The 16,002-nt window shown below is 44.8% G+C and carries 18 protein-coding genes; 15 read left to right on the top strand and 3 right to left on the bottom strand.

Annotation, left to right across the window (positions count from 1 at the left end; translation table 11 throughout):
• Window positions 1-85: 85 nt before the first annotated feature.
• A complete protein-coding gene (gene nadE, locus JN178_RS13450) occupies window positions 86-922 on the top strand; it encodes an ammonia-dependent NAD(+) synthetase (protein WP_269752182.1) in 837 nt (278 codons plus the stop codon).
• Window positions 923-924: 2 nt separating this feature from the next.
• Complete coding sequence (locus JN178_RS13445) at window positions 925-1,263, top strand: P-II family nitrogen regulator (RefSeq protein WP_159626988.1); 339 nt, start codon at window positions 925-927, stop codon at window positions 1,261-1,263.
• Between the two features lie 66 nt (window positions 1,264-1,329).
• Here JN178_RS13445 and JN178_RS13440 read toward each other — a convergent pair whose 3' ends face one another.
• Window positions 1,330-1,815: an FKBP-type peptidyl-prolyl cis-trans isomerase gene (locus JN178_RS13440; protein WP_159626987.1), complete on the bottom strand. Its 486-nt coding sequence runs from the start codon at window positions 1,813-1,815 to the stop codon at window positions 1,330-1,332.
• A gap of 76 nt (window positions 1,816-1,891) precedes the next feature.
• On the bottom strand, window positions 1,892-2,920 hold the full coding sequence (ygfZ, locus tag JN178_RS13435) for a CAF17-like 4Fe-4S cluster assembly/insertion protein YgfZ (protein WP_202261990.1): 1,029 nt from the start codon (window positions 2,918-2,920) through the stop codon (window positions 1,892-1,894).
• A 242-nt stretch (window positions 2,921-3,162) separates the two neighbouring features.
• On the opposite strand from ygfZ, the gene JN178_RS13430 reads away from it, so the two are divergent.
• Genes JN178_RS13430 through JN178_RS13420 form a run of 3 tightly spaced genes read left to right on the top strand, consistent with a single transcriptional unit; the run spans window position 3,163 to window position 4,837 of the window.
• Window positions 3,163-3,414: an FAD assembly factor SdhE gene (locus JN178_RS13430; RefSeq protein ID WP_159626985.1), complete on the top strand. Its 252-nt coding sequence runs from the start codon at window positions 3,163-3,165 to the stop codon at window positions 3,412-3,414.
• The gene (locus JN178_RS13425) at window positions 3,401-3,973 is read left to right on the top strand and encodes a hypothetical protein (protein WP_232369570.1); all 573 of its coding nucleotides are present in this window, start codon (window positions 3,401-3,403) and stop codon (window positions 3,971-3,973) included. Before JN178_RS13430 ends, JN178_RS13425 begins: the two co-directional genes overlap by 14 nt.
• Window positions 3,974-4,837 (top strand): MaoC family dehydratase, encoded by an 864-nt coding sequence (locus tag JN178_RS13420; RefSeq protein WP_202261989.1) that lies wholly within the window; start codon window positions 3,974-3,976, stop codon window positions 4,835-4,837. It begins immediately after the preceding gene.
• Window positions 4,838-4,906: 69 nt separating this feature from the next.
• Here JN178_RS13420 and nadB read toward each other — a convergent pair whose 3' ends face one another.
• Window positions 4,907-6,601, bottom strand: coding sequence for an L-aspartate oxidase (nadB, locus tag JN178_RS13415; protein ID WP_202261988.1), 1,695 nt, complete (start codon window positions 6,599-6,601; stop codon window positions 4,907-4,909).
• 197 nt (window positions 6,602-6,798) lie between these two features.
• Between nadB and rpoE the strand changes: the two genes are divergently transcribed.
• The 10 genes from rpoE (at window position 6,799) to JN178_RS13365 (ending at window position 15,954) form a co-directional block, all read left to right on the top strand.
• Entirely contained in the window at window positions 6,799-7,377 is a 579-nt protein-coding gene (gene rpoE, locus JN178_RS13410) for an RNA polymerase sigma factor RpoE (RefSeq protein ID WP_159626982.1), read from the top strand.
• 98 nt (window positions 7,378-7,475) lie between these two features.
• Window positions 7,476-8,060 (top strand): sigma-E factor negative regulatory protein, encoded by a 585-nt coding sequence (locus JN178_RS13405; protein WP_202261987.1) that lies wholly within the window; start codon window positions 7,476-7,478, stop codon window positions 8,058-8,060.
• Window positions 8,061-8,216: 156 nt separating this feature from the next.
• Window positions 8,217-9,335, top strand: coding sequence for a MucB/RseB C-terminal domain-containing protein (locus tag JN178_RS13400; RefSeq protein WP_202261986.1), 1,119 nt, complete (start codon window positions 8,217-8,219; stop codon window positions 9,333-9,335).
• A gap of 20 nt (window positions 9,336-9,355) precedes the next feature.
• Window positions 9,356-9,802 (top strand): SoxR reducing system RseC family protein, encoded by a 447-nt coding sequence (locus JN178_RS13395; protein ID WP_202261985.1) that lies wholly within the window; start codon window positions 9,356-9,358, stop codon window positions 9,800-9,802.
• A 229-nt stretch (window positions 9,803-10,031) separates the two neighbouring features.
• Window positions 10,032-11,828, top strand: coding sequence for a translation elongation factor 4 (gene lepA / locus JN178_RS13390; protein WP_159626978.1), 1,797 nt, complete (start codon window positions 10,032-10,034; stop codon window positions 11,826-11,828).
• Window positions 11,828-12,730 (top strand): signal peptidase I, encoded by a 903-nt coding sequence (gene lepB / locus JN178_RS13385; RefSeq protein WP_202261984.1) that lies wholly within the window; start codon window positions 11,828-11,830, stop codon window positions 12,728-12,730. The genes lepA and lepB overlap by 1 nt, the downstream gene beginning before the upstream one ends.
• Window positions 12,730-13,416: a ribonuclease III gene (rnc, locus tag JN178_RS13380; protein WP_159626976.1), complete on the top strand. Its 687-nt coding sequence runs from the start codon at window positions 12,730-12,732 to the stop codon at window positions 13,414-13,416. The genes lepB and rnc overlap by 1 nt, the downstream gene beginning before the upstream one ends.
• Window positions 13,403-14,347: a GTPase Era gene (gene era / locus JN178_RS13375; protein ID WP_201283959.1), complete on the top strand. Its 945-nt coding sequence runs from the start codon at window positions 13,403-13,405 to the stop codon at window positions 14,345-14,347. Before rnc ends, era begins: the two co-directional genes overlap by 14 nt.
• 110 nt (window positions 14,348-14,457) lie before the next feature.
• Window positions 14,458-15,096: a pyridoxamine 5'-phosphate oxidase gene (gene pdxH / locus JN178_RS13370; RefSeq protein ID WP_202261983.1), complete on the top strand. Its 639-nt coding sequence runs from the start codon at window positions 14,458-14,460 to the stop codon at window positions 15,094-15,096.
• A gap of 27 nt (window positions 15,097-15,123) precedes the next feature.
• Entirely contained in the window at window positions 15,124-15,954 is an 831-nt protein-coding gene (locus tag JN178_RS13365) for a TatD family hydrolase (RefSeq protein WP_202261982.1), read from the top strand.
• Window positions 15,955-16,002 lie beyond the last annotated feature (48 nt).

Below are 16,002 nucleotides of genomic sequence, written 5' to 3'. Positions count from 1 at the left end.
ACAACAGCATAATAGCACTAACATCTCGTTGTATATTATCGTAAACTCATTAGACAGGACGCCTCAACATTACGTGGAAATTATGATGCAAAAACAAGCGGTTATTGAAGAAATGAAAGTGCTGCCTGAAATTGACGTGGAATTTGAAATTGCTCGTCGAGTCTCATTTATCAAAAAGCAGTTATTAACGTCTGGCCTGAACGCCCTTGTGTTGGGCATTAGCGGCGGTATTGATTCGTGTACGTTAGGGCGACTAGCCCAGTTAGCCGTGGATGAGCTAAATCAAGAAAATCATGAAAATTATCAGTTTATTGCAGTGCGTCTGCCATACGATACTCAAGCTGATGAAGACGACGCGCAACAGTCTATTGATTTCATAAAACCTACACATGCTGTTACGGTTAATGTACAGCCAGGTGCAGATGCTATTCACGTCTCTACAACCGAGGCACTTGCGCAAACTAACTTACTGCCAGAAAGTGACGCCAAAAAAGACTTTGTGAAAGGTAATGTTAAGGCGCGTACCCGCATGGTAATTCAGTATGAGATAGCGGGCATGGTTGATGGACTCGTGTTAGGTACTGACCATTCTGCTGAAAATATTACAGGCTTTTACACTAAATACGGTGATGGCGCGTGTGATTTAGCACCTCTGTTCGGGTTAAGTAAGCGCCAAGTACGTGCAATAGCGGCACATTTAGGTGCACCACATAATGTGATTACAAAAGCGCCTACGGCCGATCTAGAGAGTTTAGCGCCGCAGAAGGCTGACGAGCAGGCGTTAGGTATGACCTATGACCAAATAGATGACTTCCTTGAAGGAAAAGCGGTTTCTGCAGAAGTGGAAGAGAAATTGCTCTATATTTATGAGCGTACACAACATAAACGTGTGCCAATTCCAACAATTTACGATGAGTTGTAGTCATGAAGAAAATTGAAGCTATCATTAAACCGTTCAAAATGGACGACGTTAGGGAAGCGCTAGCTGAAGTCGGTATAGCAGGGATGACAGTGTCAGAGGTGAAAGGCTTTGGTCGTCAAAAAGGCCATACTGAGCTATATCGCGGCGCTGAGTACCAGGTCGACTTCCTACCGAAGATTAAAATTGAATTAGTGCTGGATGATGAGCGAGTAGAGCAGGCCGTTGAGGCCATTCAATCATCCGCAAAAACCGGCAAAATCGGCGACGGAAAGATTTTTGTCTACAACGTAGAGATGGCCGTGCGAATTCGCACTGGTGAACAAAACGAAGACGCTATTTAATTTTATCGTAAGAAAGTACAAAGGGGAGCAGACAGTAGTGTGCTCCCCTTTTCTTATTGTGCGTTATTAGTGGTCGTGGCCACAGCCGCCAGCGCCATGTGCGTGGCCATGCTCAAGCTCTTCGGCGGTGGCTTCTCGTACATCAATGACTTTCACGTCAAAGGTAAGTGGAATACCTGCAAGCGGGTGGTTTCCATCAACCACCACTTCGTCATCGGTGGTCTCAATAATGATCACAGATTGCTCACCTTGTGGTGTCGTCGCTCTGAACGACATGCCAACTTCTACGTCCATACCTTCAAACATTGAGCGAGGAACGGTTTGAACCAGTTCATCAGCGCGCTCTCCGTATGCTTTTTCAGGTGTAACAGCAATGTTGAAGCTATCATCTTTCGACTTGCCAATTAATGCATCTTCTAATCCCTCAATAAGAAAGCGGCGTCCTAGCAGCACTACCAGCGGAGACTTCCCTTCTGATGAATCAAGTGTTGTACCATCTTCGGTAGAAACGGTGTAGTGCAGCGTTACAACGCTGTCAGAGGTAATTGTCATAACAAATCCTAGTTGGGCCCTAAACAAAAATAGGGCAGTAAAAAATGTAATACAGTACTTTTGAGTTGGTGTACTGTTAACGGCGTCTCTTCACAATATTGCTCGCTTGTTGCTCAATATTGTACGGCAATGCATTAGGGTAGCAGGTCACAGCAGTATTATCAGCCAATCTGTGTAAATCCGAGGGAGTTGTATCGTTATTGAGTACTGCAAGCAGCCATGTTTCTTGTCCGAGAGCCACGCTATTAATGACTTTCCCCGCTATACGCCAATTCTCTCCAAGTTGCTTTTCTAACGATGCACCAGGAGCAATATCAACGGTGCCATCTAGGGTTAGACTAAACGCTGCGCGTTTATTTTTCCCCAGAAAACGGGTGCGTGCTACAACCTCTTGACCCATGTAACAGCCTTTATCAAAATCGATGCCCTCTAGGGCATGCACGTTCATCATCTGAGGTACGTATTCAGCAATAGACGCATCATCTATTGTGGCATGCACGTTCTTAATCTGAAGTGCACTAAACACGCTATGGGGAAAACAGGTAATATCAAGTGACCCAAGTTGTTCGCGAAGTGCACTAGCAACGTCGCTTTTTACAATCGCTATAACACCGTTTTCTTGAAGGCCACTATTGTAAAGAATGCCGCTTTCAGCAGAATAGCTTGCTAAATTCTTTTGAGAACTCGGTATTGAAGTAAGTGCTGCAAAGTCTGCGTGGGGGAAGTGTGTTTTGAGCAATGCTTCAGCAACGTTTGAAGAGACAAAAAATGACTCATACGACGGTGTCGCATCAATTATGTCTACCTTAGAGAACACTCCATATTTGTTTAACTGAGCCAACGAATGGGCGCCTGATGATGTATTTGTGATCATCAATAGTTGCTTGTCATGGCGTGTTACTACACCTAATGACCAGGTTTTACCTTTATTGTCACAGTGGGCATAGTGACGAGCAATGCCGTCGCTTAGTGCCGTGATATTAACCGTTAACTGACCGTGCAGGTAGCTGTCAGCTTGCTCACCTTCCAGTGAAATAATCATATTGTCACTTAGCTGTACGGCAAACTGTTCAGGTAGTGAATGTAAAGCGGTGAGTTGCGTCATAACGGGTTCTCATAAATAACGAATGATGTGGTAAACGTATGGCAAAAATCAGGATATTCAAGTCCCTGCTGGCGCCAAAAGTTAGGACTTTGGTTAGTATGCAAAGTATACCTATTCCAATTCATGTTGGGCACAACCAATAAAGCGAATCGAAAAGGCGTTATCAGACCAAAAGAGCAGTGATCCACACACCGCTTGCGTGGTATTATCCTATGTGAATTCAAAACGATAATTAAGACACTATGTTTGAACCAAAAAGACTAGCACGATTAAAATGGGCTTGCCGAAGAGGTATGCTCGAATTAGATGTACTTTTACTTCCTTTTGTTGAAGAAGCGTTTGATGATTTAAGTTATGAAGATCAAGTGACATTTGAGCGCTTACTCACTAGCGATGATCCAGATTTGTTTGCGTGGATTATGGGACACCAGAAGTGTGACGATCCAGAGTTGGCGGCAATGGTCGCAACCATAGTTAACCGTGTCAAAGTATAGGATTGAAATTAGACTTTCTCCTTACCGATATGTAGCCACTGCTCTATCTGTAATAGTCTGTGTTGCATTGGCAGTGATAAGTGCTTCACCGCAAACATGGTCATGGGTATCACCTGTTGGGCTCATAGCGTTTTGGGTTGGGGCTTTTGTTGTCGGTGGCGCAGTGGTATTTATGCTAGACAAGGCCACTATTTTTAGATGGTTCGGCATATTTAGTAACAAAGTTGTTATTCCCGAATATACGCTTTCACTTTCAAGCAATGGTATTATTAGCGTGACCAACGAGTCTGCGCGTACAAAAGGCAAAGTACAGCTTTTCAACACTTTATCACGCTCACAAATCAATACAGATAATATCCCTATGCAAATTCATTCTTCTTCTCAAATGTTTGTGTGGGGACTGTGCATTGAAGTGGCGAGCGTAAAATATCGTTGGTTCGACCGGAGTCATACTCATTTTGCTTGGGTGTTAAAAAATGAATGTTCCGAAGCGGATTATCGCCGATTATCAAGAGCAATAATTTTCGCGAAAAAGGAACGCCTTCAAGGAATTAAATAGATGTTTCGTGAGTATACTAAAGCGTTGTTTAAGCGCGTAGATACAAGGCAGTTGATGCAATTCAAGCCACCTACATTGCCACAGCGTATCTACACCAAAACGCTACACATCGATAACGTACACTATGGTAACTTTTGCAACGAAGTTGACTGGCCTGCTGGTGATCAACTACATCCGTTGTATTTGCAAATGTTGTCGCTTCCACTTCAAATGCAGTGTCTGCTTGATAAGCAAAGTCCTTTTCCTTTACTGGGACTTATTCATGCAGCTAATCGTATATCCATCGTTAACGAGTGTGACATTAGTGAAGCGTTTGAGTGTCGTGTGCGCTTTAATGACGTGCAGCCCCATCAGCGAGGGTGGGAAGTTGATGTCATGCTAGAAGCATGGCAACACGGACAATTGGTATATCGCGCCATTAGTAGCTATTTGGTTAAAGTGAAAGCTGTTCATGTCGCACCTCGTGCAGTACACAGCGAATCGCATGAAGAATGTGACACTCAGCAAAAAGCGCTGATTAGTGAAATTACAGTGCCATCCAATACTGGGCGACGCTATGCAAAGCTGTCTGGTGACTATAACCCTATACACATTTCAGCAATTTCGGCCAAAGCTTTTGGTTTCAAGAAGCCTATTGCTCATGGCATGTGGACCCTTGCAAGGGCGGTATCTGCGTTTGTTTCACATTATAGTGGTTCGAACTCACTGCAGTTAAAAGACGTGGAGTGCCGCTTCAAGAAGCCCGTTTTCTTACCAAGTGACATACATATTCACCAACAATGCGTAACGGATAACAGCGCTCTTGTGGATGTGACTAATTTTGACGAGACACTGACTCACGTAGAAATAAAGCTTAGCTTTTAATTTACGTTTGGAGTTGGTGCGATTACAAAAAAAGGTGAGTATTAACTCACCTTTTTTACCTTAGATTAATTACTCTGTACCTTCACCGTCACGGAAGCTTGCTTCAGTGATAAGTGAACCCACATCAGCACTGGATAACTGCTTTTTCGGTGTCAGAATAGTGGGTTTTGGGTCGTCGAGTTGTTCTGGGTGGTCCAAGTTAAAATGTAGGCCACGGCTCTCTTTTCTTTCCATTGCACAGCGTACAATGAGTTCTGCAACGGTAACTAGATTTCTCAGTTCCAACAGATTGTTGCTGACTCGAAAATGCGCGTAGTACTCTGCAATTTCTTGCTCTAACAACTTTATTCTGCGCATAGCGCGCTCTAGTCGTTTGTCTGTTCGCACTATGCCAACATAATCCCACATAAATAAGCGTAGTTCGTGCCAATTATGCTGAATAATAACTTCTTCATCAGAATTGGAAACCTGACTTTCATCCCACGGCGCAATGGCTTCTTCGAAGTCTGCGCTTGGTAACTTACTAATGATATGTTCAGCGGCGGCGGTTGCAAAAACAACACATTCCAACAAGGAATTTGATGCCATACGATTGGCGCCATGAAGACCTGTATAGGCAACCTCTCCGACAGCGTAGACATTATCAAGATCTGTTTTTGCGTTAAAATCAGTAATGACGCCACCACAACTGTAGTGTGCTGCAGGTACCACAGGAATAGGCTCGCGGGTTATATCTATGCCGAGTGAACGGCACTTTCGATAAATGTTAGGAAAGTGTTTAACAATGAAGTCAGCCGGCTTGTGACTGATGTCGAGATACATACAGTCTGCGCCTAAACGCTTCATTTCATAATCAATCGCGCGAGCCACAACATCACGCGGTGCCAAATCGCCGCGTTCATCAAACTTGTGCATAAAGCGTGTGCCGTCAGCATGGCACAAATTAGCCCCTTCACCACGCAGCGCTTCTGTAATTAGAAAGTTTCGAGCCTGCGGGTGGAATAAGCAAGTGGGGTGGAACTGGTTAAACTCCATATTGGCTACTCTGCAGCCAGCCCGCCACGCCATTGCAATGCCATCGCCGCTTGAAACGTCGGGGTTAGACGTATACTGATAAACTTTGCTGCCCCCACCGGTTGCAAGCGCTATAAACGGTGCTCGTATTACTTCCACATGTTCTTGTTGTCTATTCCAAACGTAAGCCCCAACGCAGTGGTTCTTTTTTGATTTTGAAGGAATAAGATCAATAGCATTGTAGCGTTCGAATATATGAATATTCGGATGTGTTGATACCGCGTCGTTTAACGTGATTTGTAGCGCTTCTCCTGTAGCGTCAGCGGCATGAAGAATGCGACGGTGGCTATGTCCACCTTCTCTCGTTAAATGAAAGCGTTCCTCTCCATTTTCACTTTTTTCCGTATCAAAGGGCACGCCGTAGCTAATAAGCCACTCTAGTGATGCTTTTGCGCGCTCAGCGGTAAAGCGCACGGCGGGCTCATCACATAAACCACCACCGGCTTTAAGTGTATCTTTAACGTGTGCGTCAATGGAGTCTTGTTCATCAAATACTGCCGCTATGCCACCTTGAGCATAACGCGTTGAACCTTCGTTTCTATCGCTTTTGCTTAAAACGATGACCTGACAATGGTCAGCGAGCTTCAACGCAAGGCTAAGTCCAGCTGCGCCACTTCCAATTATCAATACATCGCAACGGTGTTCTATTGCATTTGATGTGGAAGTTAGTGAAGACGATACAGATTTCATGTATTTTTATATCAATTCAAACGAGCAAAGGTTCGGCAAGTCTAAAGGATGAGTGACAAAACACAATAAGTGTTAGGTGTAGATACACGCATTTTTTAAAATTTTTAATGCTTAGACAGAACTTTTAATAAAAGAACGCGTCTACATCCATGCTTATGAGAGCTAGGGTGTGGTAGAAGTAGGGAGTAACGGCTCGAATGAGCGAGCAGATAACCGACCAACAATTGGTCGAAAAAGTACAGCGTGGCGATAAAAATGCGTTTAATTTGTTGGTAACTCGCTATCAACACAAAGTTATGCATTTGGTTTCTCGATATGTAAAAAACACAGGCGATGTGGCGGATGTAACACAAGAGGCGTTTATTAAAGCCTATCGTGCACTGCCTAACTTTCGTGGCGATAGTGCCTTTTATACGTGGTTGTATCGCATTGCGGTAAACAGTGCGAAGAACTACCTTGTATCACAAGGGCGTAAGCCGCCTGCAAGCGATGTGGATGCAGATGAAGCAGATTACTACGAAGGCAGCGATGCACTTAAAGAGCAATCTACGCCGGAGAGAAGCCTTTTATCCGAAGAAATAGAAGAAACGCTTTTTAAAGTGGTAGAAAAACTGCCCGATGATCTGCGTATGGCAATTACACTTCGAGAAATAGAAGGGCTTAGCTACGAAGAAATAGCGAGCGTGATGTCGTGCCCTGTAGGGACGGTTCGTTCTCGTATTTTCAGAGCGCGAGAGGCCATTGATAAAGTAATTCAGCCGCTGTTAGAAAATTAATCGAAATAAATTAAAAAAAAGATGAACTTTCTTTTTTCGTCGATGACTAACAGCTGTGTTAGGGTAGTTAACGATCAAATTGATCTGGATATGAATATATGACGCAACAGCAAGAAAAATTGTCCGCATTCATGGATGGTGAGATAGAAGGCAATGAAATTATCGATGCGATAAAGCACGATGAAGCGCTTCAGGCCAAATGGCAACGTTACCATGTTATTCGCGGTGCAATGAGAAAAGAAGCGAGTGTCGCCCCACAATTAGATATTACGGCAAGTGTTGCAGCCGCATTAGAGAATGAACCCGCAATTGTGGCACCTAAACCGTCTCGCTGGCGCTCAATACCCGTGCTCGGTAGTGTGGTTCCATTTGCAAAGCAATCGGGTCAGTTCGCTGTAGCAGCCTCTGTTGCCGTTGCCGTTATTTTAGGTGTACAGCAATTTAACCAGCCTGCGCCAAGCGAACCTTTTGAAACGTTTTCGACAAGACCTCAAGGTGGTTTATCTCCTGTGAGTCTTGAGCAAACTCGCGCACTTCCTCGTAACGATATGAACGAAATGCTAGAGACAAAACGGAAAATCAATGCGCTGATAGCCGATCACGAGCAACAAATTAGATTGAAGCAAGCTGAGGAAGCCAGCGACAGTGACAAACAAGACTCGGAGGCTGAGCGCCCAGAGTAGCTGTTTGCAAGTGCTGTTGATTATCTTCAGCGTTGGGCGGTTAGCGTCACGCATCTACATTTAAGTGTAATTGTGTCATAATTACATGTGAGCAGTTTATTTTTAAAGTGCAAACCAGCATCTACTGCTGGTTTGTCTGTTTCTGAGGCAAGGAAAATGCGCCGTACTTCTCTTTTCTTTTCAATTGTCATTCTAGGTCTTTCTATATCGCATGCTGCCGCCCAGACGAGTGCAGAGCCTGAAGCGGGTAAAGAGCCCTCAGCTCATACACAGCCCTCAGCTGATGCACAGTCTTCAACGTCAACAGAGCCTTCAGATAATGAGCAGCCCTCGGCGCAAGAAATGCCTTCACAACGAGAGAATGCAACTACCTCTTCGAATCCATATAATACTGTGCAATGGCTGTCTCAGCTGCAGCGCGTTATTTCGTCTGCTAATTTTCAAGTGACCTTTGTACAGACCATCGCTGGGAAAGAAACCGTTCCGTATCTATGGCGCCATGGCATTTTGGAGGATGGTACCGAAGTTGAGCAGTTAAGTTTGCAAAACGGCCCAGGTCGCGAGCTCATCCGTATCAACGACGTTGTCAGCGTTTTTGAGCCAGATGTTCAACCTTACAGTTTGCACTCTAATCATATCAATGGCCCTATACCGAGTGCGTTGGTCTATCACCCCGAAGAGCTTCTCGAAGCGTATGAATTTGTTCCCGTTGGTCGCGCAAGAGTGGCTGGACGACCTGCTCAACAAATTCGCATTGTTAGTCGTGATAACACGCGTTTTGGTTACCAGCTTTGGTTAGACGAAGAGTCAGGTATGTTGTTGAAACTGAATATGCTCGACTTGCAAGGCACTTTGCTAGAGCAGATTCAGGTGACTGCCTTTGCTATCAACCCTGAACCGTCTGATTATTTTTCGAGAGTAAACCTTAGTTCATTACCGAAACCAATGGCAATGGGGACCAGTCAAACCCGTGAGCACAGTTGGGATATTGGCTATATGCCGACTGGCATGAGAGAAATAAAGCAAGATACACGGCGATTAGCATTAACAGGTCAAGTGGTAGAATATAAACTATTATCTGACGGTCTTGTGGATGTGTCTGTTTATGTACAACCAGCAGAAGACGCGTTAGGCGGCGATTTAGCACTGCGCAATGAATTGAGTACTTTTTTGACGCTAACTGATGGTAAGGCGCAAGTGACAATCGTGGGTGAAATTCCATTGCAAACGGCCAAGGCTATTGCAACGTCACTTGGCCCCAAGGCTGTGAATTAAATAAAGAGAATACAGGCTGTATGATTAAAGAAACTGCTACTGTTGTTGCCGTTGATGGCGATTTAGTTATTGTCGAGGCGGCAATCAAGTCAACGTGTAGTAGTTGTCAGGCACAAAGTGATTGTGGAACGGGGCTCGTCTCTCGTGCATTAGCGCCGAAAACACAACAACTGACATTGCGCTCTCCTATGCCTGTGAATGTGGGGCAACAAGTCAGTGTTGGGATCCCTGAAGCGGGTGTATTAAGTGCATCGGCATGGCTATACCTGATGCCATTAATAGTGTTTATGGCATCTTTTGTGTTGTCGTCTTTTTCGCTTGTAGCGCTTGGGCTCGAGCAGGAACTTTGGGCTTTGTTGCCAAGTGGTGTGGTGACTTTTTTTGCGTATCGGTTTATCGCAAGAAAGCTTCATAAGACTGAAAGTAGCAAATATCAAGCAGTATTGCTCGGGAAAATCAGCGCTTAACTTTTAACAAGGTAATGACGTTTAAGCTGCAAAACAAAAAATACGGCCGAATGATCACCATCTGAGGTAGTTTCAATACCCGTGTAAATCTACACATCGCAAATATCACCAAAATTACGTCATGCGAATTCGCTTTTCGCTTAAGAAATGGGTAAAATCCGCTCGCGCTGCGTATAACTCGTAGCTTTATTTTGTTTAATGAATTTTTCTGCAGGTAACTTCCAGCATTATGCAACAGTCGCACATTCGTAATTTCAGTATTATCGCCCACATTGACCACGGTAAGTCTACGCTTTCTGACCGTCTAATTCAGCACTGTGGAGGGCTTTCCGATCGCGAAATGGCTGAGCAGGTTCTCGATTCAATGGACCTAGAAAAAGAGCGCGGTATTACCATTAAAGCGCAAAGCGTTACGTTAAACTATGAAGCACGAGATGGTGAAACCTATCAGTTAAACTTCATCGACACGCCAGGACACGTTGATTTTACTTATGAAGTATCGCGCTCTCTTGCGGCCTGTGAAGGTGCATTGTTGGTTGTTGATGCAGGGCAAGGGGTTGAAGCGCAAACCTTGGCAAATTGTTACACAGCCATTGAAATGGATATGGAAGTTGTTCCAATTCTTAATAAAATTGACTTGCCTCAAGCAGAGCCTGATCGCGTTGCCGAAGAAATAGAAGACATTGTTGGTATTGATGCGTTAGACGCAGTGCGTTGCTCTGCGAAAACGGGCATTGGTATTGAAGACGTATTAGAAGTTATTGTTAACAAGATCCCACCCCCTCAAGGTGATCGAGAGGCGCCATTAAAAGCACTTATCATCGACTCTTGGTTCGACAACTATCAAGGTGTTGTGTCTTTGGTACGTATTGTCGAAGGGCAGCTGACCAAAAAAGACAAAATTCAAATTATGTCGAATGGCCAAGCTCATCAGGTCGACAAAATTGGTGTGTTTACGCCAAAACCTCTTGAAACAGGTGTGCTACGAGCAGGTGAAGTAGGCTTCATTATTGCGGGTATCAAAGATATCCAAGGAGCGCCCGTTGGTGACACGATCACCCTTGCAAGGGAGCCAGCAAAAGAAATGCTTCCTGGGTTCAAAAAAGTGAAGCCACAGGTATATGCGGGCATTTTCCCAATAAGTTCTGATGATTACGAAGATTTCCGCGATGCACTCGCTAAACTAAGCTTAAATGATGCGTCTCTTTTCTATGAGCCAGAGAGCTCGGCAGCATTAGGCTTCGGATTCCGTATTGGTTTCCTAGGCATGCTTCATATGGAAATTATTCAAGAGCGTTTAGAGCGCGAATACGATCTCGGACTTATCACGACAGCCCCTACAGTAATTTACGAAGTAGAAACCACCAAGGGCGAGATTCTCACCGTAGATAGCCCAGCTAAGTTACCACCCGTTAACGACATTGCCGAAATTCGCGAGCCTATGGTTGAAGCGAACATTCTTGTTCCTCAAGAGTACTTGGGTAACGTTATTACGCTATGTGTTGAGAAGCGTGGTATGCAAACCAATATGACATATCACGGTAAGCAAGTAGCAGTAACCTATGAGCTGCCAATGGCAGAAGTAGTGCTTGATTTCTTCGATAGATTGAAGTCAACCAGTCGTGGCTTTGCATCACTTGATTATAACTTTAAACGATTCCAAACCTCAGACATGGTAAGGGTTGATATTCTAATCAATGGTGAACGAGTGGATGCATTAGCTGTGATTACCCACAGAGAAAACTCACAAGGCCGAGGTCGTGAACTCGTAGAGAAACTGCGCGAGCTGATTCCTCGCCAAATGTTTGATATTGCAATTCAGGCAGCTATTGGCAACCATATTGTTGCACGAAGCACAGTTAAACAGTTGCGTAAAAACGTAATTGCAAAATGTTACGGCGGAGACGTTAGCCGTAAGAAAAAGCTACTTCAAAAACAAAAAGAAGGTAAGAAGCGAATGAAGCAGGTGGGTAATGTTGAGTTACCACAAGATGCATTCCTCGCAGTACTCAAGGTAGGTAAATAATGGCGAATTACTTCTCCCTGATTTTGGTTGCACTCACCTTAGTGACAGGGCTAATCTGGCTAGTGGACAGCCTAGTGTTTGCGCCTAAACGCAAAGCGCGTCTGCAGGCCGCGGCTACCGCAGAGGGTGCGGCGTACGGAGAAGATCCCCAGCTTCCTTATTTAGTAGATACCTCACAGCAAATATTCCCTGTAATTGCGTTTGTGTTGGTACTGCGCTCGTTTCTATACGAGCCGTTCCAGATACCCTCAGGTTCGATGATGCCTACTTTGTTAGTAGGCGATTTTATCTTGGTAGAGAAGTTCGCATACGGTGTTAAAGATCCGGTATTCAGAAGCAAAATGATTGAAACGGGTGTTCCTGAGCGCGGTGATGTGGTTGTTTTTAAATATCCAGAAGACACTTCGATAGATTATATCAAGCGTGTTATCGGGTTACCCGGCGATACAGTGGTGTATCAAAACAAGCAGGTCTACATTAAACCCAAATGTGAAACTGGCAGTAACTGTCCAAAGCTAAAGGCGGTGCCACTTGATTTCAAGGAGCGCGGAGAGTTTGTACAAGATATGGCGCAACTGATGCGTTACACCGAAGATTTGGGCACAGTAGAGCACGATATATTACGTCATCCAGTACGTGAAATATCACCAGTCAACTTCTACACCCAACCTGGTACGCGCAGTAACGAATGGATAGTTCCAGAAGGTCAATATTTTGTGCTAGGTGATAACCGTGATAATAGCCGAGACAGTCGTTTCTGGGGATTTGTACCTGATGAAAACCTAGTGGGCAAAGCAGTCGCTATTTGGATATCATTTGAATTTGAACGACAGCCTTCTGATGCCCTTCCTTCGTGGGTTCCAACCGGAGTTCGATTTGAGCGTGTAGGTGGCATTCATTAATGCAAGGTATTGATAAATATCGTCGTTTGTACAAAGCGATAGGTTACACATTTAACGATGAAGCGCTATTAGAACAAGCGCTAACCCATAGAAGCGCAGCAAAGCAGCACAACGAGCGCTTAGAGTTTTTGGGTGATGCTATACTCGGTATGATAGTAGGGGAGACGCTTTTCAAGCGTTTTCCTACGGTTCCCGAAGGAAAACTCACGCGTATGCGTTCTACCTTGGTTAAAGGAGAAACATTGGCAGAGTTGGCGAAAGAGGCGAGCGTTGGAGAACTGCTCAACCTAGGCCCTGGTGAGCTTAAAAGTGGAGGCCATAGAAGAAGTTCAATTTTGGCCGATGCGGTAGAAGCGATTCTAGGGGCAATATACTTAGATTCAGGTATGGACGAAGTGCGTGGTGTTATCGACCGATTATGGGAGTCGCGCATTGTAAAGCTCGACCCTAATGCGCACCCCAAAGATAGCAAAACACGCCTTCAAGAGTTTTTACAAGGTCGCAAGCAAGCACTACCTACCTACGAAGTATTGTCGATTTCGGGTAAAGATCATGCGCAGACATTTGAAGTGAGCTGCAAAGTAGAAAGCCTAAGTGACGCTGTAGTTGCGTCAGGCAATAGCCGTCGTAAAGCAGAACAAGAAGCTGCGCGTTTAACCTTGGAGAAGCTAGATGACAACGCATAATGAAACCGAGTCTGGTGCATTGCCTGATGTCCAAACACGTTGTGGTCTAGTGGCTATTGTTGGTCGTCCAAATGTGGGTAAATCAACACTTCTCAACCGACTTCTTGGTCAGAAGGTCAGTATTACCTCGCGCAAACCCCAAACAACGCGGCATCGCATTTTGGGAATTGATACCGACGGTGATTACCAAGCTATATATGTTGACACGCCCGGACTTCACCAAGACGAAAAACGTGCTATAAACCGTTACATGAACCGCGCAGCATCGAGCTCTTTGGCTGAAGTGGGCCTCGTGCTGTTCGTCGTGGAAGGCGATCGCTTTAACAGCGAAGATGAAATGGTACTGTCGAAGGTGAAGCAGTCAAATCTGCCTTGCTATCTTATTGTCAACAAGATGGACAAAGTAGAGAACAAAGAGGCCTTTATGGTGCACCTTCAAAAGCTGGGTGAAAAGCACGCTTTTGAGCACATTATTCCCGTTAGTGCCAAGCAAGGAAAAATGATCGATGGCATTCGCGATCTTGTGGCTGAATCGCTACCAAAAAGTGAATTCTTCTTCCCAGAAGACTATATAACCGACCGCTCAAGTCGATTTATGGCTGCTGAGATTATTCGAGAAAAACTCATGCGTTTCACAGGCGATGAATTGCCTTATTCAACGACAGTTGAAATTGAACAATTTAAGATGGCTGAAAATGGTGTTTATCGCATCAGTGGTCTTATTTTGGTTGAGCGGGAAACACAAAAGCGCATGATCATTGGTAAGGGTGGCAAGCACCTTAAAACTATCGGTGAACAAGCGCGAAAAGATATGGAAAACTTGTTTGATAACAAAGTTTTCTTAGAGTTGTGGGTTAAAGTGAAGCAAGGGTGGGCTGATGACGAACGCGCGCTGCGCTCTCTTGGTTACGGTGACGACAGCAATTTCTAAACGAATATCGCTATACATTAAACCGTAAGTCTGATGCCAAGTGATCTTGGCATCGCCCCTTCTCGTTATCATCTCAAATTATTAATATCGGTATAACGCGGGAGCGTGATATGGCAATATCAGATATGCGCAGGCAGTACTCAAAAGGGTCTTTGAGTGAGTCAGATTTAACTTCTAATCCTTTTCTTTTATTCGATAAGTGGCTTAACGACGCCATCGCCGCAGGCATTCCAGATCCAACCGCGATGACGGTTGCAACGGTAGATGCAACTGGGCAGCCTTCGCAGCGTATTGTTTTACTCAAAGATGTGAGTCAAAAAGGATTCGTCTTCTTTACTAATTTGGGCAGTCGAAAAGCACAAGAGCTCGCGGTAAACCCTAAAGTCTCTTGCCATTTCCCTTGGTTTTTTATGGAACGTCAAGTTCGAGTGTGCGGCACGGTGGAAAAGCTGTCAGTGTCTGAGAATGCTAGCTACTTTTTCTCTCGCCCTAAAGACAGTCAACTTGCGGCTTATGCATCTAAACAAAGTAAGCCAATAAGTAGTCGCGAATTATTGCTTACCCAGTTCAAACAGCTAAAAGATAAGTTTGCTAACAAAGAGCTTCCAGTTCCAGACTTTTGGGGAGGCTTCAGAATAGTGCCACATCAAATAGAGTTTTGGCAGGGCGGAGAAGACAGGCTACACGATCGGTTTGAGTATAATAGAGCGGCCGACGACACCTGGACCACTCAGCGCTTGATGCCATAGCGCTAACCGCGATTAAATGGGCGCTTCATGATAGATAGTCATTGTCACCTTAATCTTGCCCCGCTGGCTGATGACATAGATAACGTTATCAAAGGGGCAGCACTTGCGGGAGTAGAGCGGATCCTTGCTCCTGGCGTGACGATAGCGTCATGGCAGGTGCTTCAGAAGATAAGTGAGCAGTACAGCCATGTTGTTTCCATCGATACCGCAATAGGCCTCCACCCCTATTTTTTGTCACACTCTCAACATGCCGAGCAAGTTGCTGCGGTGGGCCGAGACGGCACTATCTCGTATTTAATAAGTGCGCTGGAGCATGCATGTGAAACTATGCATTCGTCAGTTAAAGCGATAGGCGAAACGGGTTTAGATGGGCATATACAAGTGCCAATGCCTCTTCAGCAGAACGTGCTGGATGCGCAACTCACTATTGCCAATGACGTTGCCTTACCCGTTATTTTACATCACCGAAAAAGCCACCATTTATTGTTTGAAGCCCTTAAGAAAACACAGCCTAAATATGGTGGTGTTGTACATGCATTCTCAGGCAGTATAGATGTCGCTAAGCGTTATATTGACCGTGGGTTGTGCTTGGGTATAGGAGGCACTATTACGTACGAACGCGCCAAGAAAACGAGAGACACAGTCGCCTATCTCGTCAAGCACCACCTAGACTCGTTATTGCTTGAAACCGATTCGCCTGATATGCCGATGCAAGGTCGCCAAGGTCAGCCAAATTTACCTCGTTATATTGGAGATGTAATCGATACACTTACGTCGATTACAGGCGTAAGTGCTATGGTATTAAAGAAACAAACGACAAAGAATTACCAGCGGGTTTTTTTAGGTGAAAGGGTTTAGGGAAGTGATTAGCCAGTTATGTCCTATACACAGGCCTACCTAATTGCC

It is taken from the genome of Alteromonas sp. KC3 (genome assembly GCF_016756315.1).
Lineage (GTDB): Bacteria > Pseudomonadota > Gammaproteobacteria > Enterobacterales > Alteromonadaceae > Alteromonas.
This window is presented reverse-complemented; position numbering and strand designations above follow the sequence as displayed.

What these genes read in the sequence shown, in the direction of transcription:
- JN178_RS13395 (WP_202261985.1), top strand. Translation starts at nt 9,356, where the DNA reads ATGATTAAAGAAACTGCTACTGTTGTTGCCGTTGATGGCGATTTAGTT.
- JN178_RS13445 (WP_159626988.1), top strand. Translation starts at nt 925, where the DNA reads ATGAAGAAAATTGAAGCTATCATTAAACCGTTCAAAATGGACGACGTT.
- JN178_RS13430 (WP_159626985.1), top strand. Translation starts at nt 3,163, where the DNA reads ATGTTTGAACCAAAAAGACTAGCACGATTAAAATGGGCTTGCCGAAGA.
- rnc (WP_159626976.1), top strand. Translation starts at nt 12,730, where the DNA reads ATGCAAGGTATTGATAAATATCGTCGTTTGTACAAAGCGATAGGTTAC.
- ygfZ (WP_202261990.1), bottom strand. Translation starts at nt 2,920, where the DNA reads ATGACGCAACTCACCGCTTTACATTCACTACCTGAACAGTTTGCCGTA.
- JN178_RS13420 (WP_202261989.1), top strand. Translation starts at nt 3,974, where the DNA reads ATGTTTCGTGAGTATACTAAAGCGTTGTTTAAGCGCGTAGATACAAGG.
- nadE (WP_269752182.1), top strand. Translation starts at nt 86, where the DNA reads ATGCAAAAACAAGCGGTTATTGAAGAAATGAAAGTGCTGCCTGAAATT.
- JN178_RS13365 (WP_202261982.1), top strand. Translation starts at nt 15,124, where the DNA reads ATGATAGATAGTCATTGTCACCTTAATCTTGCCCCGCTGGCTGATGAC.
- JN178_RS13400 (WP_202261986.1), top strand. Translation starts at nt 8,217, where the DNA reads ATGCGCCGTACTTCTCTTTTCTTTTCAATTGTCATTCTAGGTCTTTCT.
- JN178_RS13405 (WP_202261987.1), top strand. Translation starts at nt 7,476, where the DNA reads ATGACGCAACAGCAAGAAAAATTGTCCGCATTCATGGATGGTGAGATA.
- JN178_RS13440 (WP_159626987.1), bottom strand. Translation starts at nt 1,815, where the DNA reads ATGACAATTACCTCTGACAGCGTTGTAACGCTGCACTACACCGTTTCT.
- lepB (WP_202261984.1), top strand. Translation starts at nt 11,828, where the DNA reads ATGGCGAATTACTTCTCCCTGATTTTGGTTGCACTCACCTTAGTGACA.
- era (WP_201283959.1), top strand. Translation starts at nt 13,403, where the DNA reads ATGACAACGCATAATGAAACCGAGTCTGGTGCATTGCCTGATGTCCAA.
- rpoE (WP_159626982.1), top strand. Translation starts at nt 6,799, where the DNA reads ATGAGCGAGCAGATAACCGACCAACAATTGGTCGAAAAAGTACAGCGT.
- lepA (WP_159626978.1), top strand. Translation starts at nt 10,032, where the DNA reads ATGCAACAGTCGCACATTCGTAATTTCAGTATTATCGCCCACATTGAC.
- nadB (WP_202261988.1), bottom strand. Translation starts at nt 6,601, where the DNA reads ATGAAATCTGTATCGTCTTCACTAACTTCCACATCAAATGCAATAGAA.
- pdxH (WP_202261983.1), top strand. Translation starts at nt 14,458, where the DNA reads ATGGCAATATCAGATATGCGCAGGCAGTACTCAAAAGGGTCTTTGAGT.